This window comes from Ornithinimicrobium avium (genome assembly GCF_003351765.1).
Taxonomy (GTDB): domain Bacteria; phylum Actinomycetota; class Actinomycetes; order Actinomycetales; family Dermatophilaceae; genus Ornithinicoccus; species Ornithinicoccus avius.
On sequence record NZ_CP031229.1, the window covers coordinates 304,631 to 327,992 of the forward strand.

The 23,362-nt window shown below is 68.4% G+C and carries 19 protein-coding genes; 9 read left to right on the forward strand and 10 right to left on the reverse strand.

The genetic code is table 11. The features are described from left to right. Positions 1 to 37 precede the first annotated feature (37 nt). Positions 38 to 451, reverse strand: coding sequence for a hypothetical protein (locus DV701_RS01425; protein WP_114926775.1), 414 nt, complete (start codon positions 449 to 451; stop codon positions 38 to 40). A gap of 955 nt (positions 452 to 1,406) precedes the next feature. Here DV701_RS01425 and ltrA point away from each other — a divergent pair. Next, positions 1,407 to 2,669, forward strand: a complete 1,263-nt coding sequence (gene ltrA / locus DV701_RS01430; protein ID WP_202863595.1) for a group II intron reverse transcriptase/maturase — start codon at positions 1,407 to 1,409, stop codon at positions 2,667 to 2,669. Positions 2,670 to 2,859: 190 nt separating this feature from the next. After that, entirely contained in the window at positions 2,860 to 4,146 is a 1,287-nt protein-coding gene (locus DV701_RS01435; RefSeq protein ID WP_114926776.1) for an IS256 family transposase, read from the forward strand. A gap of 163 nt (positions 4,147 to 4,309) precedes the next feature. Here DV701_RS01435 and DV701_RS01445 read toward each other — a convergent pair whose 3' ends face one another. Then, entirely contained in the window at positions 4,310 to 5,029 is a 720-nt protein-coding gene (locus tag DV701_RS01445; protein ID WP_114926777.1) for an ABC transporter ATP-binding protein, read from the reverse strand. Then, entirely contained in the window at positions 5,026 to 7,566 is a 2,541-nt protein-coding gene (locus DV701_RS01450) for a hypothetical protein (protein WP_162802746.1), read from the reverse strand. Before DV701_RS01450 ends, DV701_RS01445 begins: the two co-directional genes overlap by 4 nt. A 1,219-nt stretch (positions 7,567 to 8,785) precedes the next feature. Between DV701_RS01450 and DV701_RS18080 the strand changes: the two genes are divergently transcribed. The 3 genes from DV701_RS18080 to mobF all read left to right on the forward strand — a co-directional run bounded on the left by DV701_RS18080 (position 8,786) and on the right by mobF (position 15,013). Then, complete coding sequence (locus tag DV701_RS18080; RefSeq protein ID WP_162802747.1) at positions 8,786 to 9,010, forward strand: hypothetical protein; 225 nt, start codon at positions 8,786 to 8,788, stop codon at positions 9,008 to 9,010. A 940-nt stretch (positions 9,011 to 9,950) separates the two neighbouring features. Beyond that, positions 9,951 to 10,631, forward strand: a complete 681-nt coding sequence (locus tag DV701_RS18085) for a hypothetical protein (protein ID WP_162802748.1) — start codon at positions 9,951 to 9,953, stop codon at positions 10,629 to 10,631. A gap of 527 nt (positions 10,632 to 11,158) precedes the next feature. Next, positions 11,159 to 15,013: a MobF family relaxase gene (gene mobF, locus DV701_RS01460; protein WP_162802749.1), complete on the forward strand. Its 3,855-nt coding sequence runs from the start codon at positions 11,159 to 11,161 to the stop codon at positions 15,011 to 15,013. Positions 15,014 to 15,070: 57 nt separating this feature from the next. On the opposite strand, the gene DV701_RS01465 is transcribed toward mobF, so the two are convergent. The 4 genes from DV701_RS01465 to DV701_RS01480 form a co-directional block, all read right to left on the reverse strand. Next, the gene (locus DV701_RS01465; protein ID WP_114926781.1) at positions 15,071 to 15,409 is read right to left on the reverse strand and encodes a type II toxin-antitoxin system PemK/MazF family toxin; all 339 of its coding nucleotides are present in this window, start codon (positions 15,407 to 15,409) and stop codon (positions 15,071 to 15,073) included. After that, positions 15,393 to 15,590 carry a hypothetical protein gene (locus DV701_RS01470; RefSeq protein WP_114906012.1) on the reverse strand — a complete coding sequence of 66 codons (198 nt, stop codon included), beginning with the start codon at positions 15,588 to 15,590 and terminating at the stop codon, positions 15,393 to 15,395. Before DV701_RS01470 ends, DV701_RS01465 begins: the two co-directional genes overlap by 17 nt. A gap of 72 nt (positions 15,591 to 15,662) precedes the next feature. After that, positions 15,663 to 16,484 carry a hypothetical protein gene (locus DV701_RS01475; protein WP_114926782.1) on the reverse strand — a complete coding sequence of 274 codons (822 nt, stop codon included), beginning with the start codon at positions 16,482 to 16,484 and terminating at the stop codon, positions 15,663 to 15,665. A gap of 501 nt (positions 16,485 to 16,985) precedes the next feature. Then, the gene (locus tag DV701_RS01480) at positions 16,986 to 18,221 is read right to left on the reverse strand and encodes a tyrosine-type recombinase/integrase (protein WP_114926783.1); all 1,236 of its coding nucleotides are present in this window, start codon (positions 18,219 to 18,221) and stop codon (positions 16,986 to 16,988) included. Positions 18,222 to 18,552: 331 nt separating this feature from the next. On the opposite strand from DV701_RS01480, the gene DV701_RS01485 reads away from it, so the two are divergent. The 3 genes from DV701_RS01485 (at position 18,553) to cysM (ending at position 20,158) form a co-directional block, all read left to right on the forward strand. Beyond that, a complete protein-coding gene (locus DV701_RS01485; protein ID WP_114926784.1) occupies positions 18,553 to 18,756 on the forward strand; it encodes a toxin-antitoxin system HicB family antitoxin in 204 nt (67 codons plus the stop codon). Positions 18,757 to 18,759: 3 nt separating this feature from the next. Then, complete coding sequence (locus DV701_RS01490; protein WP_114926785.1) at positions 18,760 to 19,119, forward strand: type II toxin-antitoxin system death-on-curing family toxin; 360 nt, start codon at positions 18,760 to 18,762, stop codon at positions 19,117 to 19,119. A gap of 64 nt (positions 19,120 to 19,183) precedes the next feature. Further along, positions 19,184 to 20,158 (forward strand): cysteine synthase CysM, encoded by a 975-nt coding sequence (gene cysM, locus DV701_RS01495; protein WP_228255155.1) that lies wholly within the window; start codon positions 19,184 to 19,186, stop codon positions 20,156 to 20,158. 35 nt (positions 20,159 to 20,193) lie between these two features. Here the strand turns inward: cysM and DV701_RS01500 are convergent, their stop codons facing one another. Further along, positions 20,194 to 20,397, reverse strand: a complete 204-nt coding sequence (locus tag DV701_RS01500; RefSeq protein WP_202863596.1) for a hypothetical protein — start codon at positions 20,395 to 20,397, stop codon at positions 20,194 to 20,196. 126 nt (positions 20,398 to 20,523) lie between these two features. Here DV701_RS01500 and DV701_RS18385 point away from each other — a divergent pair, with 126 nt between their 5' ends. After that, on the forward strand, positions 20,524 to 21,633 hold the full coding sequence (locus tag DV701_RS18385) for a DUF1990 family protein (RefSeq protein ID WP_202863597.1): 1,110 nt from the start codon (positions 20,524 to 20,526) through the stop codon (positions 21,631 to 21,633). Positions 21,634 to 21,642: 9 nt separating this feature from the next. Here the strand turns inward: DV701_RS18385 and DV701_RS01515 are convergent, their stop codons facing one another. Both DV701_RS01515 and DV701_RS01520 read right to left on the reverse strand, forming a co-directional pair. Continuing rightward, positions 21,643 to 22,692 carry a DUF1990 family protein gene (locus DV701_RS01515; RefSeq protein ID WP_202863598.1) on the reverse strand — a complete coding sequence of 350 codons (1,050 nt, stop codon included), beginning with the start codon at positions 22,690 to 22,692 and terminating at the stop codon, positions 21,643 to 21,645. Positions 22,693 to 22,736: 44 nt separating this feature from the next. Continuing rightward, on the reverse strand, positions 22,737 to 23,267 hold the full coding sequence (locus DV701_RS01520) for a hypothetical protein (protein ID WP_162802750.1): 531 nt from the start codon (positions 23,265 to 23,267) through the stop codon (positions 22,737 to 22,739). Positions 23,268 to 23,362: the final 95 nt, after the last annotated feature.

Below are 23,362 nucleotides of genomic sequence, written 5' to 3' on the forward strand. Positions count from 1 at the left end.
AGCTAGCTAGTTCCGACGGGAGGTGCGTCGCGGATGGTCATGAGTTCTCCGCGAGCCAAGCCGTAATCTGCGGGCCCATGGGGTATGGGCAGGTCTTCACGGCCTGCAGGTAGGCGTTCGGGTCCTCCGGGTAAGGGCTCCAGCGGTTGGCTTCAGCCTGCTCGTGCCCCGCATAGAACAGGTGCTCGTTCGCCACGAAGGAGTCCACGCTGGGCGGCGCCGAGGCCGGCGGATAGCCCGCCTCTTCCAAGCAGCTGGCTGAATCAACCAGAAGCGCGTGCTGGGCCCGCAACTCCTCCACGGAGTACGGGATGGCCGCCGGCAGTGGGCCCAGCTGGGCCGTCGTCTCCTCCTCGCAGGCTGTGGACGCGGGTTGACGGGCCGCCTTCTGGTCGACGCCGCCGCCAGTGATCGTGATGCCCTCACCGGTCGTAGAACGCTGGAAAACCATCGTCCGACAGGCACTGTGCCTTGGCGGTCCACCACTGCCTAGTTAGTTCGGCCTCATTGCTCCGGTCGATTGGCGCGTCCGGGATCGGCACGCCCCACGCCGTCACCGTGAGGCTTGAACCATCCGGGTCCCCCTGGGCCGAGTCCGGCGTTGCCGGCCCGCCGGCGCTCCGGGTTGGAGCAGGCTCCGTGGCCTGGACCTGCGGTTCACTTGCAGCAGCCTTCTCTCTTTCGCCGCCTCCAGAACACCCAGTCAGCAACACCAGAGAAAGGGTCGCGCACATCGCTGCCGCCAGACTCCCGGTGACTAGCCGCCTTGCCCCGCCTGCGGGTAGATCCTGTTCCGTGCAGGACCTCGAGCAATGATCAGAACCTGGTGTGCCACGAACGTCGGAGGTGCGATGTGTAGGTAGTCGTTGCTGAGGACGGTGCTGTGCAGCTGATGAAGGAAGGCCCTTCGGAGTCGCCCTGCGTGGGGGAGGCTCCAAACCGCCTCATGCTGCCCTGGCTGCAAGGCCGGGGTGGTGAGCGATGAGGAGAAGGCACCGGTTGAGGTGTCAGGTAGGGATCAGGAAGGCGAACGTGAGTGAATCGCCGTTGAAGTGTCGAGATGATAATCAACACGACATCGAAACCGGGGTTTCAGGTTGTCCCCGGGATGAGCCTGGCGGGAGCCCGCTGACTGGCCAGGTGGTGTCCGGCATGAAGGCGACGCGAGCCTGGTCTGCGGCTGCTGCACGGAACGTGGGAAGGCCCATCCCGATACGTCTACCCGTGGGGGTGGAGAGAGGAAGACCACCAAGCAGCAGAAACTGCGAGGTGCTGAGTACCGATGCGGGATGGGTTGGCGGACTGGCTCGTAGTAGCGGCGAAGTGCCTGTAATGGGCGTGGAGCGAAGGGGCCAGGCCACCGTGATCTGTTCGTCGGGTCAACCACAAGGGTGGGAGGAACCGCGGTGAGCACGTCACTGACGGAAGGCAAGTCGTTCGAGATCTCCAAGTGGGAGGTGTGGCAGGCGTATGAGCGGGTGAAGGCGAACAAGGGCGCTTCGGGGGTGGATGAGGTGACCATCGAGGAGTTCGAGGCCGATCTACGGGGCAACCTGTACAAGGTTTGGAATCGGATGTCCTCGGGGTCCTACTTCCCGCCGCCGGTGCGCGCGGTGCCGATCCCCAAGCCTGACGGCAAGGTCAGGGTGCTCGGGGTACCAACTGTCGCGGACAGGATCGCCCAGACCGTGGTCGCGGCCCGGCTGGAGGCCAGGGTGGAACCGATGTTCCACCCTGACTCCTACGGGTATCGGCCGCGGCGGTCGGCCCTGGATGCGGTAGCGGTGACCCGGCGACGATGCTGGAGCAAGGACTGGGTGCTCGATCTGGACATCCGCGCGTTCTTCGACAGCGTCGACCATGACCTGCTGCTCAAGGCGGTGGAGGCCAACACCGAGGACCGTTGGGTGGTGCTGTACGTGCGGCGCTGGTTGGCTGCGCCGATGGTGCATCCCGACGGCAGCGTTCAGGACCGAGACCGTGGCACCCCGCAGGGGTCCGCGGTTTCACCGGTCCTGGCGAACCTGTTTCTGCACTATGCGTTCGATGCCTGGATGGCCCGGGAGTTCCCCTCCGTCCAGTTCGAACGCTACGTCGATGACGTGGTGGTGCATGCCGCCACACGCGGCCACGCAGAGCGGCTGCGTTCGGCGATCGCTGCCCGGATGATCGAGGTCGGGCTGGAACTGCACCCGGACAAGACCAAGATCGTGTACTGCAAGGACGACAACCGGCGCGGCTCTCACGAGCACGAGTCGTTCACGTTCTTGGGCTACACCTTCCGGACCCGGTCGGCGCGGAACAAGCACGGGCGGAAGTTCGCCTCGTTCTTGCCCGCGGTGTCCCGGGAAGCCCTGGTGGCGATGGGCAGACAGGTTCGCAGGTGGCGCATCCACCTGCGCACCGGTGGAAGCCTTACCGACCTCGCCCGATGGATGAATCCCATCGTGCGGGGCTGGATGCAGTACTACGGGGCGTTCTATCGCTCTGAGTTGTATCCCCTGCTGCGCCGCATCAACACCTATCTGGTGCGGTGGGCCCGCAAGAAGTATCGAGCGTTGCATGGGTTCAAGAAGGTCAAGGCGTGGTGGCGGGCGCTGGTCGCTCGCTACACGCGTGGGTTCGCCCACTGGGCCTGGACCCGGGACTTCCTTCCGACAGGGTGGTAAGAGCCGTGTGACGGGAGACTGTCACGCACGGTTCTGTGGGAGCCGGGGGGGTGAGAATCCCCCCGGCCACCCGACTGGATGGCCCTCGGCGGGGTGACGTGCAAGTGGCGTACCTCCCGAGCAAGATCTGAAGCCCATGCAAGTTCTGATCAGGGTCGGCGTTGGAGCGCCGGCTCGGGAAGGTACGCCCATGCTCAAGGTAGTCCAGGAGAAGATCGAGTCCAACGTCGACGCGGCCACGAGCGGCGGGTCGCTGCTCGATGAGATCGTCCGCGACGGCGCGAGGCAGATGCTCGCCGCGGCGCTGCAGGCCGAGGTCACCGCGTACGTCGAGCGGTTCGCCGACGAGGTCGACGAGCACGGTCACCGGCTCGTGGTCCGCAACGGGTACCACGCGCCGCGGGAGGTGACCACCGCTGCCGGGGCGGTCCCGGTGCGCCAGCCACGGGTCAACGACCGACGCACCGACGAGGCCACCGGCCAGCGGGCACGGTTCGCCTCGGCGATCCTGCCCGCGTGGGCCCGCAAGTCCCCGCAGCTGGCCGAGGTGCTCCCTCTGCTGTACCTGCACGGGCTGTCCTCGGGCGACTTCGTCCCGGCGCTCGAGCAGTTCCTCGGAACCTCGGCCGGCCTGTCGGCCAAGACGATCACCCGGCTCACCGAGCAGTGGCAGGGCGAGGCTGCCGCGTTCAACCAGCGGTCCCTGGCCGGCACCGACTACGTCTACGTCTGGGTCGACGGCATCCACCTCAAGGTCCGCCTCACTCAGGACAAGGTCTGCCTCCTGGTGATGATCGGGGTCCGCGCCGACGGCACCAAGGAGCTGATCACCCTCGACGACGGGCACCGTGAGTCCACCGAGTCCTGGGCCGACCTGCTGCGCTCGGCCAAACGCCGCGGCATGGCCGCCCCCGTCCTAGCCGTCGGCGACGGCGCCCTCGGGTTCTGGCGCGCGCTGCGCGACGTCTTCCCCGAGACCGTCGAGCAACGGTGCTGGTGGCACAAGATCGGGAACGTCCTCAACGCGCTGCCCAAGTCGGTCCACAAGGACGCCAAGGCCTCCCTGGCCGAGATCTACAACGCCGCCGACCGCGAGCACGCGCAGGCCGCGGCGAAGACGTTCGAGGCGGCCTACGGCGCGAAGTGGCCCAAGGCGACCGCGAAGATCACCGAGGACCTGGACGTGCTCCTCGCGTTCTACGACTTCCCGGCCGAGCACTGGGTGCATCTGCGCACCACGAACCCGATCGAGTCGACCTTCGCCACCGTCCGCCTCCGCCAGCGCGTCACCAAGGGCCCGGGCTCGCGCGCCGCGGGCATCGCGATGGCGTTCAAGCTCATCGAGTCCGCGCAACGACGCTGGCGCGCGGTCAACGCCCCGCACCTCGTCGCCCTCGTCCGCGCCGGCGCCACCTTCGAGCACGGCAACCTCGTCGAACGACCCGAGGAATCAGGAGGCCAGCAACACGTCGCATGACACGCCGATCCACAGGTCTTGACAATTACTCCTCAAGATCTTCGAGCGACTCTCCCGCGACGTCCGGGCGGGCCTCTACGAGCCCTCCGACGAGGAGTCGGTCCACGGCGCCTACGCCTGGGTCCTGCTCGGGGACGTCGGCGCGGAGCCCTGACGCAAGCCCCTACTCGAGACGGGTAACGGTCTGCGCCGCGGCGACGACGTGGGGGTCGTGGGAGGCGCAGATGACGGCTGTGCCGGCGTCGACGAGCGCCGCGAGCTGGTCGATGACCCGGTCGGCGGTCGCCCGGTCCTGGCTCGCAGTGGGCTCGTCAAGGACCAGCAGTGGCGGCTCGAGGAGTAGGGCACGGGCCAGTGCGGCGCGCTGACGCTCCCCACCAGAGAGTAGCTCGGCCCGGAGCGTGGTCCGGTCGCCGAGGCCGAGCTGGCCGAGAAGATTGGCCGCGCGGTCGGTCAGGGCGTGGGCCCGGCGGCCCGGCACGGCGGGCATGAGGACGTTCTCCAGGGTGGAGAAGCCGGGGATGACCGCGCTGACCTGGTCGACGTAGCCGATGGTGGCCCGGCGGTAAAGGGCACGCCGGTCCTCGGACCAGCCGCTGATGGACGTGCCGGCCCACAGAACACGGCCGTCGCTGGGCTCGGCCAGGCCGGCGACCACGCGCAGCAGGGAAGTCTTGCCCGAGCCGCTGCGCCCGGCGATGCAGTGCCACTGGCCGGGTTCGACCCGCAGATCGAGTTCCTCGACGATCCGGATCTGCTGGTCGGGGCCGAACCAGAGGCTTACACCGTCCAGGGTGATCAGGTCTGGTGCCGAGCGGGCCCGCGAGTCCGGATCCGTGACCGGATCGGGTGCAGCGCGACCGACGAGGAGCGGTTCGCTCATGGATGCCTCACCTTCCACTGTGAGAGGAGCAGGGTCGCCGCGGCGGCGACCACCCCGACGAGCGTCGTGGCCACAGGCCAGGCGGAGGAGCTGCCAGCGAACCGGGTCACGGCCCAGGACAGGACCAGGGCGGGCAGGACCGCCCCAGCGACGCAGACCAGCACCTGGCCGAACCACAGCCCGCGGATGGCCCTGGGGGTCCAGCCTGCCGAGGCGAGGACCGTGGTCACAACCCGCCGCACCTGTGCCTGGACGTGGCCGGAGAGGGCGAGCAGGAGCAGGGCGCCCCCGATGCCGACGAAGACCAGGGCCAGGTGCAGCGGCAGCAGCGTCTCGCTGATGAGGCTCGCCAGACGGGTCCGGCCAGCGTCCCGCCGAGCGGAGAGCACCGCCAGGTGCGCCGCTCCTGCCCCGGCCCCTGCAGCGATCACCCCGACAACGGTGAGCACGGTCGACAACGGAGCAGAGACGGTCATGCGCCCGACCATGCGCGCCGGTGTGGTGGCTGCTGGTCTCGTCCGGCCGTGCGCGGCCTCGTCGTCAGACCGGTTACGCCTGACGGCCGTCCACCACGACAGCAACGCGCCGATCACGTAGACCCCGGCGGTGATGGCCAGGACCGACCCGACCAGCGGCGCCGAGGCCTGTCCCGACCGGGCCGCTAGCCACCACGACAAGGCGAGGGCGGCGGCCAGAAGGGAGGCCCCGACGGCGTGCTCGGACCACATCCAGCGCGCCAGGTCGGAGTTCCGCCACCCCAGGCGGCGCAGCACGGCGACCTCGGTGCGGCGCTCCACCCCGGTGAGTGTCGCCGCTGCCAGCGAGGCCATCCCTGCGGTGAGGAGCGCGAGCCAGAGCAGGCTGCGCCCCACCGCGTCAAAGCTGGACTCGACCGTCCGAGCGGCGCCCAGCGTGGACCACTCCTGGACGACCCAGCCCAGAGGCCCCGGCTCGTCGGCCGTCGGATAGCTCGGGACCTCGATGAGCGTCGGTTCACGCGAGGACCCGGCTACGACGCTGACGCGCAGTCCCAGGCGCTGGATCTGCTGCGCGACGGTAGCGACCCGTTGGCGCCCCTGCTCGTCGTAGCCGGAGATCCCCCCGACCCGGACCCGGATCGCGTCGATCGGGTCGTGCCCTATGAGGTCCAGCCCGCCCTGCAGGTCGGTGATCGCGCCCGGGGACGCCGCGGTCAGCCCGAGGCCGTCGAGAGATGCGCGTAGCTGACGGGAGTCGTCGACCTGGGCAGTGGGGTCCTCGCCGAGGAGCCACGTCGACCCCACCTCGTAGGCACCCAGAGGCACGTACGAGGCCAGGTCGACACCGGAGTCCACCGACGTGCTGGAGTAACGGCCGACGACCAACGGTGCGATGTCTGCGGGCTGCTCGGCGGGTGTGCTCTCGCGGTAGACGGGCAGCAGCACAGACCCCTTGGGGCCGGGTCCATCGGCCGTCCACTCGCTGTCCAGCAGCCAAGTGAACTCCACCGGATCCGATACCGGAACCGCGCGTATCGCGCACTTACCGTCAACACCTGGACGCTGCTCGTAACGGACCTCGGACGGCACGGACCGCTGGACCGTCAGGACACTCTGGGACACGACTCCCAGGGTGTCCATGCCGGGCAGCCAGGACGCAGCCACCGTCGTCGGCTCCTGGGTCAGCGGGAGGAAGGCAGAGTCGAACGCCTCGCTGTTCTCGGCCAGAAACCCGGTGGAGGGCAGATCCTGCCACGCAGCTTCCAGGCCGGTAGAGGCCATCGGGGACCCGGACACGGGGTCCTCCTCGAAGAGCGGAGAGGCCACGGTGGTCAGGTCGAGCTCGGTGGCCGTGATGCTGGCCGTGAGTGAGAACTGGGGCTCGTCGTTGACGACGACCGGCACGGCCACCGCGGTGCTGGGGTCCGGCACAGTCCCGACTGCGTCCCACCGTTGCACCGTCTCTTGCCATGCGGGGCCCAGCTCGGAGAGGGTGCGCTGGTCGTCCCGGGCCAGGGTTGCGAGCCCGGAGAGGAAGCCTCCATCCTCCCCGAGCAGGGCCATCTCGGCTTGCGGATCGACTGCGACGATGGTCTGTGTCAGCGGGGGAAAACTCAGCAGTCCGGCGAGCATGCCCTCATCGGTCGCTGTGCCACCACCCACGGACAGGACTTCACCGGGACTGGTGCCCATTACAAGATGGGCTGCCGCCTCAGCGATCGTGCGGTTCGTCACACCGTCGTCGTACTGGATGGCCGCGTCGAGCCGATACCCACGGTCCTTCGTGTCGTAGGGCACGGCGACGACGAGTTGCTGGGTCGTGCCCTGGACCTGGCCCACCATGCCGATGGGTGCCGCGACCTCCACCCCGGCGACCTTCCGGACCGCGTCGAGATCCGCCCGCGTGAGCGTGCGCGCGGCTCCGCTTGCGGAGTAGTTCGGGGCCACCCTCCTTCCCCCAACAGCGGTGCCGCACAGGGCGGGCGCGGCATGGGGCGGACTGACCAGAAGGTCGAACGCTCCCCTCCAGTTGGCGTCGAGGCCCTCTGCCAGGGCCACGCGCGAGCTGCTCTGAATCCCGGAGGAGAGCACTGCGGTCGCGCCCAGGAGCAGTACTCCTGTTGCTGGCCCGGTCCGGCGGAACCACCGCCGGACCGGGCCGGGAGCGCCTCTCAGCAAGGAGAGCCTCCAGCCACCGTCGTGCTGGCGGTGGCCAGAGATGTCCGAGTGCCCGAGATCCACGTATCCATCTTCTGCGTATACGTGGTGGAGGAGCACGGGTAGAAGCGCTTCTTCGGGTAGATGGTGTACTTCGTGGTGCCCGATGTCGCGTAGCGGTCCACCAAGCCGTCGCCATAGCGGAAGAAGGCCTCACCCGTGCCGACATTGTTCTGGTAGGTGGCCGTCCACGAGGCCTGGGCGCCGTGACTCCGGCTTTGCGTAGCCGGAGTAATCGTGGACGTGGGCCGCAGCAGCGGGCGCAACGGTGAGTCCGAAGATCATCGCTGTCGTCGCGAGCAGGGCCCCGATTCGCGTGAGTGCGCGTCTGAAGGTGATCATGAGACCTCCTTGTCAGTGTCCCCCACTCGGGACGGTGACAGGACCATAGCCCAGATCTCTCACAAATGTTTCCGGTCCGCTCGGAGAGACTTGCGGTGATCAAACGTGCCGCGAAGCATGCGGCAGTAAACGATGCTGAGAAGTACCGCGGGCCTGCCCCTGTCAGCCACGACCGATGCTTGACTTAACGCTATGCCCGAGATGCGTGAGCTGAGCAGGAGGGACATCGACGGGTTGGTGGAGGTGCGTTTCAGTGTCGTAGATGACCGTGGTGAGGTCCCCGCTGTCGCCTGGCTACCTCCTCGGCCGCTCGGGGCGCCTGTGGTTCTGCTCGGACATGGCGGGAGCGGGCACAAAGCCATCGCGCGTCATCAACGTCACGCGCTGCGCCTGGCACGGACCGATGGACTGGCCTGTGTCGCCATTGACGGTCCCTTCCACGGCGACCGGGCCACGCCGGGAGACGGGATTCTGGGATACCAGCAACGCGTTCTGGATGAAGGGCCTGAGTTGGTGCACTCCCGCGTGGCTGAGGACTGGCTTGCGACGCTTGCGGCCGCCACCGGTGCCTGGGGTCTGGACGGGGGACCGCGTGGGGTACCTCGGTCTATCCATGGGGGCGCGTTACGGGCTTGGAGTGTGCGCACGGCTCGGTCCAACGCTGAAGCCCGTGCTCGGGAAGTTCGGCTTGACCGCCCCAGACCCTATGATGGAGGCGATGGCCGCCAGCGGCGTGCTGCGCGACTCAGCCCTGGGTATCGATGCACCGGTGTTGCAACATGTTCAGTGGGACGACGAGATCTTCCCGCTGCCGGGCCAGTTGGAGCTGTTCGATCTCTTCCCGTCGCCTGAGAAGACGCCGCGGGCCCGGCCTGGGCTGCACCACCGCACCCGTCCGGATGACGAGGACGCATGGTGCGACTACCTCGTGCGACACCTATGACAGCCCGGCCGCCCGCAGGGGTCACCTGCCAGCTGATCCATAGCCCCAGACCAGCGCTCGGCGGCATGGTCGGACGCTACGCGACGACAGCGGCAGAGTTCTGCGTTCGTACCGCCCCTAGTCCGGTGCCGATGCGGTCATCCTGGACCGTACCAACGTGCCACCCGCACATCATGCCGGGCCCGCGGGATAGGCCCGGGGGTCGGCACGGTCCCAACATCCTTCCAACAGGAGCAGACGATCTACCAGGACCGGTTCCTGTGCAGAACCGAGCACTGCGCTTGGCCTCATTCGCAGCAACACGAAATCCCGCTGGCCCCTTGTGCAGGGGCAACCTCCTACGGTACCGTCCGTTGACCCGACCAGAGAGGCAGTGCAATGGAGCACAGTCGTCGAGAGAAGGTTCGCGTCACTCTATCTCGTAGAGTGAAACAACGCGCCGCAGCCGTTTTTGTCGCGAGCGTCTTGGCAGTAGCTGGCATGCCAGTAGCGACACATGCCGGGATGCCGTCGGCGCACTTCACTTACAAAACTGGCAACTACAGTGCGGCATGGCTTGATGTCATCCAGAGAAGTTCGAACTCGTGGAACGCCGTACCGGAAGTGAATATTCAGCGTGTCACCACAGGTTCCCTTAACACGCTTTCGGTCGGATCGTACTCAGACGATGCATACGGTTGGGTCCGGTACTTGCATAGTCCTCAGTATCACTTTCAGATCCATGTGAACTCTCGTCGTATCGCTGAGGATGCGAGAACTTGGAACACGTTCGCTCGGAGTGTCGTCACGCATGAGTTCGGGCATACATTGTCGCTTCCTGATAATCCGAACACCACCTCACTGTCGATCATGAAGCATGGTCGCGATCGCAACACCGTGTACCTGCCTCAGCCGTGGGATCGGAACCGGGTTTCCCAGTTGTACTGAGAGGACTTCTCTGATGACTCACGACGACGACCGGCACAGCGGGCGCGAACTGCGGCGGTACAAGAGAGTCGCCCAAGGGGTGGTTGCTCTGGCTGTAGCTTCCACTGTTGCGTGCTCCGTTGACACTTCGGAAACTGCTGATGGCGGTGCTGCAGCCGCGGCTACCTATGCAATGGACTGGGCTGAGTACGATTCAGTGGATCAGTTGACTCGACAGTCGCAATATGCCGTGCTAGTAGACCTAAAAGAAGCTGAAGGTGGATGGGAAACGCCCGACTACTCCAGTGACGATCCGCGGATAAATCCGTACGCGGGTACGAACTACACGCCATCTCCGGCCCAAATCAAGGCTGCCGCATTGCCGGTGACTCGCTTTAGCGCCAAAGTAGTTGACTTCTCACGTGGTGATGGATCTGCCACGACGGCCTTGAACGTTGGGTCCGAGATCACCGTGCAACAGGCTGGCGGCTGGGTCGGCGGCGAGTTGTATGTTGTCTCGGGTATGGAACCCCTCAGGGAGGGGGATACAGTTCTGCTCTTCGTGCGCGAGTCTCCCATCTCCCCGGGCGTATTCGTGATCACTGGAGGTCCTGCCGGGACCTTCCGACCGACCGCCAAGGGCGAAATGATCTCAGGCGACGGACGAATGAAGTTGTCAGCTGCCGAGTTCAGTAGTCTCCTTGAGGGTGAATAGATCGCAGACCGCCCCTTGGCCAACTGGCCCTTGCCGGTCAACGTCCCCGAGCGAGTCCGCGCCGAAGGCGTGCCCACCCACCCCTACGAAATCCCACCCCGAACCCCATTCGGAATGCGCTCTACTCGGCGGAGTCGTGATGTCACGCACCTCTGGATAGAGCGAGTCACGCACTCCGTCGGCCAGCGCCGCCCTGCGGCCCACCGTCAGGCATGATGCCCGTGGCATGCCAGACGTGACGGGGCGGCGTTCGGCCCGCTGGCGCCGCAAGGTCGCGACGACGCGCTACTCGCTCCCGTCGAACGCCCTTCAAGTTGGCCACTGTGACCCGTCACCTTCGCCCTGGCGACACGACCACGCCACCCAGACCGGCGACTCTGCCATGTATGCATGCCTGGCCCCGTCCGCTACCGACCGCCTAGCTTGCCGTCCTGGCCCGCGCACGAGATGCGACCTGCAAGTCGACCGACGTCCCTACCGATTCTCCGCTGTGCTGAACCCGCACCTCTTTCATCCTGGCCCGCTCCGTGGCCACTCGCCAGCTGGCTGCGGCCTTGGGGTGCGTGACGATGACGCTGCACAAGCTGTCGGCGGGGTCGGGGTATGAGTACCTCACCCGCCAGGTCGCCGCGGGGGACGACACCGGGATCGGTCGCCGAGGGCTGGAGGACTACTACGCGGCGAAGGGTGAGTCGCCCGGTCGCTGGACCGGGTCCGGCCTGGTCGGGATCGACGGGCTCGAGTCCGGCGACCGCGTCACCTCGGAGCAGATGGCGAACCTGTTCGGCGCCGGCCGCCACCCGTTGACGGGTGTGGCGCTGGGTGCGCCCTACCGGGTCTACGACAGCGACGCAGGAGGGTTCAACGCGGAGGTCGCCCGCCGGCTGGACGTAGGTGCTGACGGCTCGACCGAGCCTGCGAAGCGACTGGCGCAGGTCGCCGCAGCGCGCAGCGAGGTGGCACGGGAGTACTTCGTCCGCGAGCAGGGGAGGGAGCCGCGTGATGCCCGGGAGCTGGCCTCGGCGGTGGCTCGGTACTCGCCGCCGCAGCGGACCGCCGTGGCCGGGTATGACCTGACGTTCAGCCCGGTGAAGTCGGTGTCGACACTGTGGGCCATCGCCCCGCCAGAGATCTCCAGGACGGTCGCGGAGGCGCACGACGCCGCGGTGCAGGACGCGTTGGCCTTCCTCGAGCGCCAGGTTCTGTACACGCGGGAGGGCAAGGACGGGGCACGCCAGGTCGAGACAAGGGGCCTGATCGCGGCGGCCTTCACCCACCGGGACTCCCGGGACGGCGACCCCGACCTGCATACCCACGTCGCAGTCGCCAACAAGGTGCAGACGCTCGAGGGCAAGTGGCTCTCGATCTACGGGCGGGTGCTGCACCAGCATGTCGTCGCCGCGTCGGAGGCCTACAACACTGCCGTCGAGGCTCACCTGCGTGCTGCCCTGGGGGTCCGTTTCGTCGAGCGGCCGGGCGGGACCGGCGACAGGCGGCCGGTCCGTGAGGTCGAGGGGGTCGACCGCGCGCTGTGCGAGCTGTGGTCCCGGCGCCGGGGTGACATCACCGCCCGGCAGGAGGTGCTGTCCCGGGAGTTCCTGGAGGCGCACGGGCGGCCGCCGACACCGGTGGAGCAGATCGCCCTGGCTCAGCGGGCCAACCTGGAGACCCGGGCGGCCAAGCACGAGCCGCGATCCCTGACGGCGCAGCGCGAGACGTGGTGGGCGAAGGCGGCCGGGGTCCTCGGGGCGGAGGGGATCGAGCAGATGGTGACGACCGTGCAGGGCCAGGCAGGGCGCCCGACGCAGGAGGTCACCGACGAGTGGGTCGGCGAGGCGGCGCAGAGGGTGGTCGCCGAGGTCGAGGCGCGGCGGGCCACCTGGCAGGTCTGGCACCTGCACGCCGAGGCCCAACGTCAGGTCCGTGGCCTGGACCTGCACCCGAGCATGGTCGCCGGCGTCGTGGGGCGGGTCGTCGACGCGGCGACGGTGGCGCGCTCGGTCAACCTCACCCCGGACCTGGATCCCATCGGCGAGCAGGACGGCTTGCGACGAAGCGACGGCACCAGCGTCTACCGGCACACCGGCAGCGACCACTACACCAGCCTGCGGGTCCTGGAGGCCGAAGAGCGGATCACCTCGGCCGCCGCCCGCGCCGATGGTGCCGCGCTTGCCCCTGAGGACGCTCAGCTCGCGATGCTCGAGGCGTCAGTGCTGGGCAGGGACCTCAACCGCGGGCAGGCAGACCTGGTCCTGGCGCTGGCCTGCAGCGGTCGCCGGGTGCAGCTCGTCCTGGCCCCGGCAGGCTCCGGGAAGACCACCGCCGTGCGGGTCCTCGCCGACGCATGGCGAGGCCACGTCGGTCCGGTGATCGGGCTCGCGCCCTCGGCGGCCGCAGCGAGCGTGCTCGCCGAGGCGACGGGCATACCGTCCGAGACGCTGGCCAAGCTCGACCACGACCTCGAGCACGGGCGCCGGTCCTGGCTGGAGGAGGCGATCGACCGCGACACCCTCGTGGTGGTCGACGAGGCGGGCATGGCGGACACGCTCACCCTTGACCGCGTGATCACGCACGCGCTGGGCCGGGGTGCCTCGGTCCGGCTCATCGGCGACGACCAGCAGCTGGCCGCCGTCGGTGCCGGCGGAGTGCTCCGCGACATCGCCACCGCCCACGGCGCTGTACGCCTGGACGAGGTGGTCCGGTTCGCCGACCCCGCCGAGGCGCAGGCGTCCCTGGCGTTGCGGGCCGGCGACGCCTCCGCGCTCGGGTTTTACCTCGACCGGGACCGGGTGCACGTCGGGGACCCGGCCACCACCGTCGAGGCCGTCTTCACCGCCTGGTCCAGCGACTGCGCGAGCGGGCGGGATTGCCTCATGCTCGCACCCACCCGCGAGCTCGTCACCAGCCTCAACATCCGCGCCCGGGCCGCGCGCCTGGGAAACAGCACCCCCGGCCGCCAGGTGCTCCTCGCCGACGGCACGCACGCGTCCGCCGGGGACATCGTCATCACCCGGCGCAACGACCGACGGCTGGGCGTCGGGCGCACCGACTGGGTCAAGAACGGTGACCGGTGGACCGTCACCGCCGTCGAAGGACGAGCCCTGCGCGTCCGTCACCTCAGCTCCGGGCTGCGGGCCAGGTTGCCGGCGGGCTACGTCGCCGAGCACGTCGAGCTCGGGTATGCCGCGACCGTGCACTCGGCTCAGGGGCTCACCGCCGACACCATCCACGGCATCATCACCGGGCAGGAGTCCCGGCAGCTGCTCTACACCATGCTCACCCGGGGTCGGCACGAGAACCACGTGCACATCGTGTCGGCCATCGACACAGATGGGCACACCCTGCCACTGATCGCCACGACCAGCCCGGCCACCGCGACCGAGGTCCTGCAGGGCGTGCTCGTACGTGACGGCGCCGCGGTCTTGGCGACCACCGAGAGGGCACGAGCAGCCGACCCGGTGGCGTTGCTCCACGACTCGACAACCAGGTACGAGGACAGCCTCCTGGCAGGCGCCGAGAGGCTCTTGGGCCCCGGCTGGGGCCATGACCTCGACTCTGCTGCCGACGCGCTGGTCCCGGGCCTGCCCCACGCACCGGCGTGGCCCAGCCTGCGTGCGCACCTGATGCTCACCCAGGCCGACGGCCGCGACGCCCTCCGGTCGCTTACGGAAGCATCCACCTACCGGGGGCTCGGCGACGCCGACGACCCTGCCGCCGTCCTGCTCTCGCGTCTGGACCGTGCACCGGCGCTCGGTCCACTCCCGTGGCTGCACGCCATCCCCAAGCGGCTGGCCACCGACCCCGTCTGGGCCGGCTACCTGACCGCGCGCGGGGAACGCGTGCGGGCGCTGGCGACCCAGGTGCGTCAGGGAACCACCCCCGGGCAACCGTGGGCCGCGCCCCTCGCGCACCACCTCAGCCCTGAACTCCTCGCCGACCTCGCCGTGTGGCGGGCCGCCCGAGGCGTCGACCACGCTGACTCGCGACCTGTGGGACCGCCGGATGCAGGGGGAGCGGCCGGCCGGTACGCACGCGGCCTCCTGTGCCGGGTCACCGGTCAGCTGCCCGACGCGCTCCGGCACTGGGAGCATCTGATCGTCGACCACGTCGGACACCGGGACTGGTTCACCCCGCAGCTGGCCCAGCGGCTGGACCGTCTGCACCGTGCCGGCGTCGACGTACCCGACCGGCTGGAGCAGGCGACCGCCCAGGGCCCGCTACCGGACGACGAGGCGACCTCGGCACTGTGGTTCCGCATGATCGACCCCCAGCAACAGGCCACACCGGCGTCCCGCGGAGCCGAGCCGAAACGCGTGCGGATGCGGCCAGAGGATCGCAGTCCTGCCCCCTCCGGTCCCGCCCTGCACGGTCCCAGCCGCTGAGCCCCCGGATGTCAGGGGCTCCTGACTGACCGATCGGAGGCCATTGCGCACATTGAGTTACAGATCCATGAGTAGCGCAAGCGTCTCGCGGACCTCACCGAGGACGACCGGGCCGACGTTTCCCGTGCGCTCGTGGATGCGCGTCGTGGCGACGGAGCGCACATGCTGGCACTGCGCCGACGAGGGTGCCACCAGCCGGTTGGCCTCGTCGGGATCGATGACCACCTCGGTGCTGCTGTGACGGAGCGTCCGGGTCAGGGGGACGACCTGGACGACGTTCGGTTCCCCCCGCAAGACCCGACGGGCTGTCACCACGATGGCCGGCCGCCGAAGTCCCGCCTCGCTGCCCGAGGGCATCCCGAGATCGAGCTCGACGACATCACCCGGCGTCAGCATCCAGCCACGCACTCTCGTCGGCCGTGAGGTCAGCCGCCAGATCGCGCCCCATGGCGTCCTGGCGAAGCGCCCGGATCGCGTTGCTCACGGTCTCGTCGATCGTCTCGTGGCGCTCGGCCGCGAGCCGGGTCACCATTGCGTGCGTGTCCCGACTGATACGGATCGTCGTCGTCTCACCCATGAGAGCAGCGTAGCCCGGTGTAGACGGATCCGTCTACAGCCGGCGGCGGACCAGCGCTTAGCGCCGCACGTCTCATAGAGATTTGCCGCCCAGACGTGGTCTCGGCTGACGCCGGAGGTGGGTCACGGGGGTCGACCGGTGGAACGACTCGAGGCCGGCGACGGCCCTGGCCGTCCGGCGACGGACCGTCCGCGCCGACGCTTCGTAGTCCTCGGCGACGAGCTCGGCCACCGACGGGGTCATCAGGCCACCCCGGCCCCGTCGCGCGGGTACGTTGAGCCGGGCCGCCTCCCTGGCCACGTCCAGGAGCAGGGCTCGGTCCTCGCGGGTCAGAGCGCCCGTGGCGGCAGCGTCCTCGAGAAGCTCAGCCAGCTCGCACTCGGGGTCCGGCCCGGTGTCGAGGTCGGGCGCCTCCGGGACCGTCCCCATCGGGACCGCTGATGCCCACACGCGGTCGCGACGCGGCGCCGCGTCACCGACACCGACGTCGGCCATCACCTCGCGCCGGGTCCGGGCCAGCAGCGTGGCTGCAACGCGTCGCGGCGGGTCGCCGCGGTAGGACCGAACTGTCAACCACAGCTGTCCGGCGACCAGAGCGTCGATGTCGGGGGAGAGGTCGGCCAGCTGCCTAGCCAGGTTCACCGCTCCCGGGACCAGGAGCCACGTGATCACCGAGACCGCTCCCACGTCGTGCTCGGCCGTGCGGGCGAGTGCCGCCAGCACCGCATTCCTCCCTTCCGGTGCCGTCTGCCCCAGCCGGCGCGGCAGGTCGAGCAGGTCCGAGACGACCAACAGCCCCGGTTCGGTCCGGCCCCAGTCATGCCGGTGGTCCCGCGCCCACCGCATGGGCGGTCGCTCGTGGGTGTCCACCCCAAGACAGATCGCTACGCTCATCGTCGTCTCCTTCCACACCGCGTCGATGTGGCCCAGACGATGACGTGAGTGCGCTCCCGGTTACGTCTCCGGAAGCGTCCCCCCTGCGCTCACGCCCGCGCCCCTGACGGCGTCGTCCCCGTGGGTTGCCGGGCATGCCCGCGTGGCTCTGATGCGGGCGTTTGCGCAGGTCATGGTGCGTCCCCCCCAACGTCCCTAGCAGCGTCTCTCCCTGGGCGGGGGCGCGTCTCTGGTCCTCTGTCAGGCAGCCGTCGCCTGAGCGCCCCTGTCAGCATCGCCGCAGGTCAGGGCCACGTCTCTGGGGAAGTCGGCCACATCTCCGGAAAAGTCCGGTGACGTCCCTGGAAAATTTGGCTACGTCCCTGGAGAAGTATGGCGGCCAGGTGGTACGGAGCGACGTCGAGCCCTCAGGGCTGGCCGCTAGGGCCACCAGGACCTAAGCCGGGGGCCAGTTGACCGGCCGATACCCAAGCGTGCGCAGCTCGTACCGGTCCGTCCCCGTCATCGTGTGCCCGCGGTCCCGAAGTCGACGGCTGCGAACGCAGCCGCGGTGAGCTCGTCCATCCGGCTCTGTGTGGCTCGCACGTAGCGCTCGGCCGCTTGGGTCGAGCTGTCCCCGAGGAACACCTTGGCCTCGTCGATGTGCGCCCCGCGCTGGGCCATCCGCGTGGCGCCGGTCGCACGCAGGTCGTGAAACCTGATGGGGCGACCCACCGCCTCGCGGACAGCGAGCCAGCCGCCTGAAGCCTTCCGGAACGTCGTCTCGGACAGCCAACCGCCATCGGGGGCAGGGAAGAGAAGCCCATCCCGGCCCGTGCCGCACGATCGCAGGTGTTCGGTGACAGCGTCGACGACGGCGACGGGCATGCGCTGGTCGCGTGCTCCCGCCTTGCTCTTGGGGCCCTTCTCGTAGCGGCGACCACCTGGACCGGTGCCGACGGCGCGGTTGACCCGCACGACGGGCGGTGTCGTCCGAAGGTCGATATCGGACTGGCGGAGCGCGATGATCTCTCCGAACCGCAGCCCGCAACCGAGGGCGAGCGCGACCATCGCCCGCCACTCTGGCCGGATGGTCGACATGATCAGCCGCAGGTCCTGGTCGTCGATCACTTCGGTCCGGGCGCGGGAGCGCCCGCCGATGGAACCGGCACCGTCGATCTTGAATGGGTTCACAGCTCCCGCAAGCACGCCGTCTGCGGCCGTCGCCGTCCGCATGATGGCCGAGCCGAGGGCGTAGCACTCGCGCGTCGTCTTCGGCTTGTCGTGGGGGAGAACGTCCTCGTACCAGCGGAGCACGACCGTCGGGGTGATCTGGTCGAGGGGGAGGTGCCCGAGGGTTGGTAGGAGGTACTTGTCCAGCCAGATCCGGTAGCCGCGACGAGTTGACTCCTGCAGGGGACCGTTCTTGGTTCGGCGCGTGCGGAGCCAGACAGCGGAGTAGTCGCCGAACGTGACGACGGCCTCGCGCTCGGCCCGTGCTCGCTCGGCCTCGGCGAGCTCGGCGAGGGTGACCCACGCTGCCCCGTCGGCGTTGAGGCGCCGCTCCTCGTCGCGCAGCCAATCCCCGGCGGCCTCCTTGCCGTACGTGGTCGGTTCAAAGGTGTGGGGTGCCGTGACGGTCTGGCCGCCGCGTCCGGAGGGGTGCCCGAGCGGGACCGTGAAGCGCGCCTGCCAGCGTCCCGATCGCATCCGCGTCCCCTGCCCGAAGCGCCGGCGGAGCGATCTTGCATCGTTCATGCATCGGATCGTACGGCAAGAAGTGTCCTCTGATGGGCCTTCGGCGGACAGTTGGAGCCGCAGCGATGCGGCTGTTTCTGCAGGTCAGAGGCACGTATGTCCGGTTGTGTCTACGCGAGTCCAACAATCCTGCATGTTGGTTCGAGTCCAACCGGGGGAGCGTCGTGAGAAGGCCTTTGAACTGCGGAAACGCAAGTTCAGGGGCCTTTTCCCATGTGAGCGCAGCAATGACGCATCGTTCGCAGCAGGTTGCCTCTCGACCGAGGAGCAGCGATGACCCTCTCGGATCTTCTGGGCACAGCGTCAGATACCAGAGTGATACCATAACCGGATGGCGATGACTCTGCGGCTGTCTCCGGAGGACGAGCGAGCCTTGGCGGCCCTGGCCGAGGCCGAGGGTGTGAGCAAGCAGGAGGCCACGGTGCGGGCGATCCGGGAAGCGGCCGCGCGGCGCGGACACGAGGACCGTGTTCGCGAGCTGTCCGCACGCGGGCGAGAGCGGTACGCCGATCTGCTCGAGCGTCTCGGACGCTGACGCTTGGAGTACCTGACCACCGAAGACCTGATCGCCCTGGCCGCGGACCTGGGCGTGGGGCCGATCCAGGATCTTGGGGTGCTGGACTCCGCTGCCCACCGCCCCAGCGCCAGCGTCTTCGGACGTGACGCCTATCCGGACATCGACGCCAAGGCCGGCGCGCTCCTGGAGTCCATCGTCGTCAACCATCCGCTCGTCGATGGCAACAAGCGGCTGGGATGGCTCGCCGTAGTCGTGTTCTACGGCCTCAACGGCATCGATCTTGCAGCACCCGACGACGACGCGTACGACCTGGTCATCGCGGTCGCCAGCGGCACGGCCGACCTGGAGGTGGCAACTCGCCACCTGGCCAATTGGCACTAGCCGTGGCTCACGGCCCCAGCGGCAGTTCCAGGCACCGAGCCTGCCGAGCCGCTAGGGTCCGGACATGAACGTCACGGGGCTTCGGCCGCGATTCCTCGGCGACCGCCGCCGTGGACTGCGGCGGCTGGGCAACCCTGGGCCGTACCTCACGATGGAGGACCTCATCGGCGACACCCCGCTGGTGCGTCTGCAGCGACTTCCGGGAGCGGAGAACGAACGGCGCGGCAACGTGCTGCTCGCCAAGCTGGAGGGGAACAACCCGGCCGGCTCGGTGAAGGACCGGCCGGCGATCAGCATGATCCGGGGCGCCGAGGAGCGAGGGGAGATCTCCCCCGGTGACACCCTGCTGGAAGCCACGTCCGGCAACACCGGGATCGGCCTGGCGATGGCGGCGGCGATCAGCGGCTACCCGCTGGTCATCGTGATGCCTGAGAACGCCTCCACCGAGCGGATCCAGACCATGAAGGCGTACGGGGCCGACCTGGTTCTCACCTCCTCCGAGGGCGGTATGGAAGAGGCCCGCGACGTCGTCACACGGATGGAGCGGGAGGGTAGAGGCCGGGTCCTGGACCAGTTCGGCAACCCCGACAACCCCCGTGCCCATGAGAAGGGCACCGGCCCGGAGCTCTGGCGTCAGACCGACGGACGGATCACGCACTTCGTGTCCGCGATGGGCACCACCGGCACGATCACCGGGGTCTCGCGGTTCCTGAAGTCGCGCAACCCCGCTGTCCGGATCGTCGGGGTCCAGCCCGCGGAGGGCGCGAAGATCCCCGGGATCCGCGCCTGGCCACCGGAGTACGTGCCGAAGATCTTCGATCCGTCGGCGGTGGACCGCACCGTAGAAGTCACCCAGACCGACGCCGAGGAGACCGCCCGCCGGCTGGCCCGCGAGGAGGGCATCTTCGGCGGTGTCTCCGCGGGCGGCGCTTGCTGGACCGCCCTGCAGGTGGCCGAGGATGTCGAGGGGGCGACGATCGTCTTCGTGGTCTGCGACCGCGGCGACCGGTACCTCTCCAGCGGGGTGTTCCCACCGTGAGGGTCTTGACCGCCGGCCGGGGTTCCTCTGTCGCATCAGCGCAGATGTCGGCGCTCGTGCCGTTCCAGGGCGTCACCGATGAGCCACAAGGTGGGTGGCCACAGGCCGACGAAGAGCGCTCGACGCTCGGCGTTGCCGCGTTCGGACTGGTCGACGGTCTTGCCGCGCACCCACAGCCCGATGCACAGCGCGACCGATCCGAGCGACGATGCCCGTAGGTAGGTGCTGCGTCTGCTCATCCAGTGCGGTGTCTGCTCCAGCATCCGGCCTCCCGTGTCAGTATTGCTGCGTGGGGTAATCGAGCACTACGAACAGTAACGCCAAGGGCGCTGAGCCGCCTTGCCGACGGACCGAGGAGTTCCTGGATGATGTCGATGCTCGCGCGCTGGATGGTGGGGACCGGCTTGGTCTCCTGGCGCTACCTGTGGATGACCACGCCGCTGCACCGTCGTCTCGAGGTGGGTGACTGCAACGAGGACCTACCGCCGACGCTGCCGCGGGAGTTGCTCGATGAGAACAGTCAGCTCGCGGGTGCAGGCGTGGGACCGCTATTCCACCGGACCTTCACCGTCGCCATCATGGAGCCGCAGAACTCGGCCGAGGAGCTGATGGCGAAGATCGTCGGCGGCTTCTTCCGGTTCGTGCCGCGCGAGGTCGTGGGTGTCGAGCGGGATGAGGTGGGTGATCTGGTCGTGGGCGCGGAGATGGTGCTGAAGATGCCCGGGCCGTGGGACGGGCCGGTGCGAGTCGTCGAGGTCGGACCGCAGTCCCTGAGGTTGGCCACGTTACAAGGACATCTCGAGGCTGGTCAGGTGCGTTTCAGCGCGGAGCCAGAGGGTGAGGACCTCGTCTTCACGGTAGAGACCTGGGCCCGCAGCGCCACCCCCTCGGTACAGCTGTTGTACAGCTATCTGCGGCTGGCCAAGGAGATCCAGCTGAACATGTGGGTTCGTTTCTGCCTGTCCGCGGCGAAGGAGGCTGGCGGCCGGCCGCGAGACGGCGTAGAGGTGTGCACGCGGGAAGTGCCCGAGGAGTTCCTACGCACCGAGCAGGCGGCCGACGGGCCGAAGAGACTGGCCGACAGCCTCGTTGGTCCGGTCCACGTCTTCCCGTTCCGGTTCGCGGAGGCCTACCGCTCTGCTGCCGCGCTCTTTGGAGTCACTCCGAGCACGTCGATGGTGACCGTCACACCGGAGGAGCTCATCGTCCGCTTCGGCCCGTGGCGGTTGCGGACGGCGCGCTCAAACATCGAAAGCGTGCAGCGAACCGGCGGGTTCTCCTGGCTGCGCACAGCCGGCCCCGCGCACCTGTCGCTGGCGGATCGAGGGATCACGTTTGCCACCAATGCCGATGATGCACTCTGTCTCACCTTCCGTGAGCCGGTATCAGCTATCGAACCGACTGGCCGCCTGCTGCATCCGGGAATGACGGTCACCGTGGAGGACCCCGTCGCGTTGATGTCGCTCCTGGGTTGACCGATGCGCTCAGCCGGGGTGCTCGCGGTGCACGGCGAGCCGGTCCCAGGCCCGGGCATCAGCATCAGAAGGGGCATGTACCAAGCCTTCGATCACAACGGCTTGCGGAAGCGAGCCTCCGCGCTCGAGGCACTCGGTGACGAGGTCTTGCACGCGGTCACCGCAGCGCTGGTAGAACCTCAGTTGCGTGCGCCTGCCGAACAGGGACCAGCCGAACTTCACCACCGGTCCAACGGTGGGTGCAGGCCGGGAAACCCCGCGAGTCACGAAATCCACCCGGCCCGTGCTCCGGTCCTTCACCACCTCGTACGTCATGCGGCCCTGCTCCAGGTGCCCCTCCAACGTGTCATAGGCCCAGCCCCACACCCGGGTCCCGTCACCTCGGTACTCGTCCATGATGCGGGTCACGCGTACCCCCATGAAAAAGTGCACGCCGTGAAAGCGTCCCTCGAGCAGCATGTCCCGGTCCTCAAGCGGCCCGTCCGCGACAAACACCCCCCTGATGATGGAAGGGTCGGGTGCCTCATACATATCGATCAGTTGTCGTGCCAGCTCCCATGACCCACCTGGCTCCGGGTCACCAGGACGCTCGTCGGGCAGCCGACTGCGGTGCAGGTCATGGTGCCAGCTAGCCTGGGCCAGCTCCTCTTCGCGAAAATTGGGCGCTCGGGTCCGCAGATCCTCCAGCGCGCGCCGCTGATTCACCCGGCCGAACCAATTCCGATGCTCCACCTTCACCTTCGGAACTCTACGACGCCTGACATTCCCCCGGCGAATGAAGCGAAGAAGACCGTCGACGCGGAGATTGAACCTGCCCGAGTAGGTGCGCGAGGACAGTGGGTATGGGATCGGCTCACCGTTGCGGTGCATGTCTTCAAATGATGCGTCCACCAGCTCGAGGCGGGTGGCGACGAAGTCCTGGCCCTCGTGGGCCAGCTGACGCGGCAGGAGTAGTGGGTGACGTCGGGGAGCGTGGGGCTCTGGGGCTTCCTCCGTCTCGTCGATCGGTGCCAGAACCTGGTACGGCGTGGCCGTGCCGTGGTTGTTCCGGATATTCACTCGCGGCTCTCCGGGCCAAGGTGGATCTCGGCACCAGACCTCGTTCAGCCGCCTCGAGGAGCCATGAGCGCCCCAGCACCCATCACTGTCAGCATCACGACACCGGCGGTGACGGCTGCTGCAGCCGCAGCAACGACCCCGGCCCCCAGCCAGCCGACCACGAGACCGATCGTCCCGATCCCGGCCAGCAGCCACCCCAGGGCGCCAAAGACGGGGGCCCGGAAGGCCGCGGCGAACGGCACGAAGTGCACGCCGACACCCAGGGCCACCAGGGACGGCATGAGGTCCTCATGGTCTGCCTGGGCAAGCGCCAGACGGCCGAGGAAGAAGAACAGGAGCATCCCCGTGACCGAGACCAGGTAGACCAGACCCGCCCCGCGCTGCGGCGACTCCCCGGCCGGGAGCGTCGAGGCGGGGCGCAACCACACCGCCCAGAGGTAGAAAAGCACGGCGGCGGTATAGACGACCAGAGCGGCCGTCGGCCAGGCTCCCGGGAGTGCTCCATGGTTGAGGAGGACGAAGACCGTGGCGCCGACGACGCCGATGAGGCTGCCCAGGCGGTAGGGATGGATCACGGAGCGCATCGTAGGCGGCCGGTCGTCGCTTGCCCATCCCTCCGCCCGCACCTCGAAGACCTCACCATCGACCTCGACCTTCAACGCGGAAGCCG

Excerpts from the sequence above, each read along its gene's own strand:
- DV701_RS01470 (WP_114906012.1), bottom strand. The coding sequence starts at position 15,590 with ATGGGTGAGACGACGACGATCCGTATCAGTCGGGACACGCACGCAATG.
- DV701_RS18085 (WP_162802748.1), top strand. The coding sequence starts at position 9,951 with ATGACTCACGACGACGACCGGCACAGCGGGCGCGAACTGCGGCGGTAC.
- DV701_RS01445 (WP_114926777.1), bottom strand. The coding sequence starts at position 5,029 with ATGAGCGAACCGCTCCTCGTCGGTCGCGCTGCACCCGATCCGGTCACG.
- DV701_RS01435 (WP_114926776.1), top strand. The coding sequence starts at position 2,860 with ATGCTCAAGGTAGTCCAGGAGAAGATCGAGTCCAACGTCGACGCGGCC.
- DV701_RS18385 (WP_202863597.1), top strand. The coding sequence starts at position 20,524 with ATGATGTCGATGCTCGCGCGCTGGATGGTGGGGACCGGCTTGGTCTCC.
- DV701_RS01485 (WP_114926784.1), top strand. The coding sequence starts at position 18,553 with ATGGCGATGACTCTGCGGCTGTCTCCGGAGGACGAGCGAGCCTTGGCG.
- DV701_RS01500 (WP_202863596.1), bottom strand. The coding sequence starts at position 20,397 with ATGAGCAGACGCAGCACCTACCTACGGGCATCGTCGCTCGGATCGGTC.
- cysM (WP_228255155.1), top strand. The coding sequence starts at position 19,184 with ATGAACGTCACGGGGCTTCGGCCGCGATTCCTCGGCGACCGCCGCCGT.
- DV701_RS01465 (WP_114926781.1), bottom strand. The coding sequence starts at position 15,409 with ATGCTGACGCCGGGTGATGTCGTCGAGCTCGATCTCGGGATGCCCTCG.
- DV701_RS01480 (WP_114926783.1), bottom strand. The coding sequence starts at position 18,221 with ATGAACGATGCAAGATCGCTCCGCCGGCGCTTCGGGCAGGGGACGCGG.
- DV701_RS01475 (WP_114926782.1), bottom strand. The coding sequence starts at position 16,484 with ATGAGCGTAGCGATCTGTCTTGGGGTGGACACCCACGAGCGACCGCCC.
- DV701_RS18080 (WP_162802747.1), top strand. The coding sequence starts at position 8,786 with ATGGCCGCCAGCGGCGTGCTGCGCGACTCAGCCCTGGGTATCGATGCA.
- DV701_RS01425 (WP_114926775.1), bottom strand. The coding sequence starts at position 451 with ATGGTTTTCCAGCGTTCTACGACCGGTGAGGGCATCACGATCACTGGC.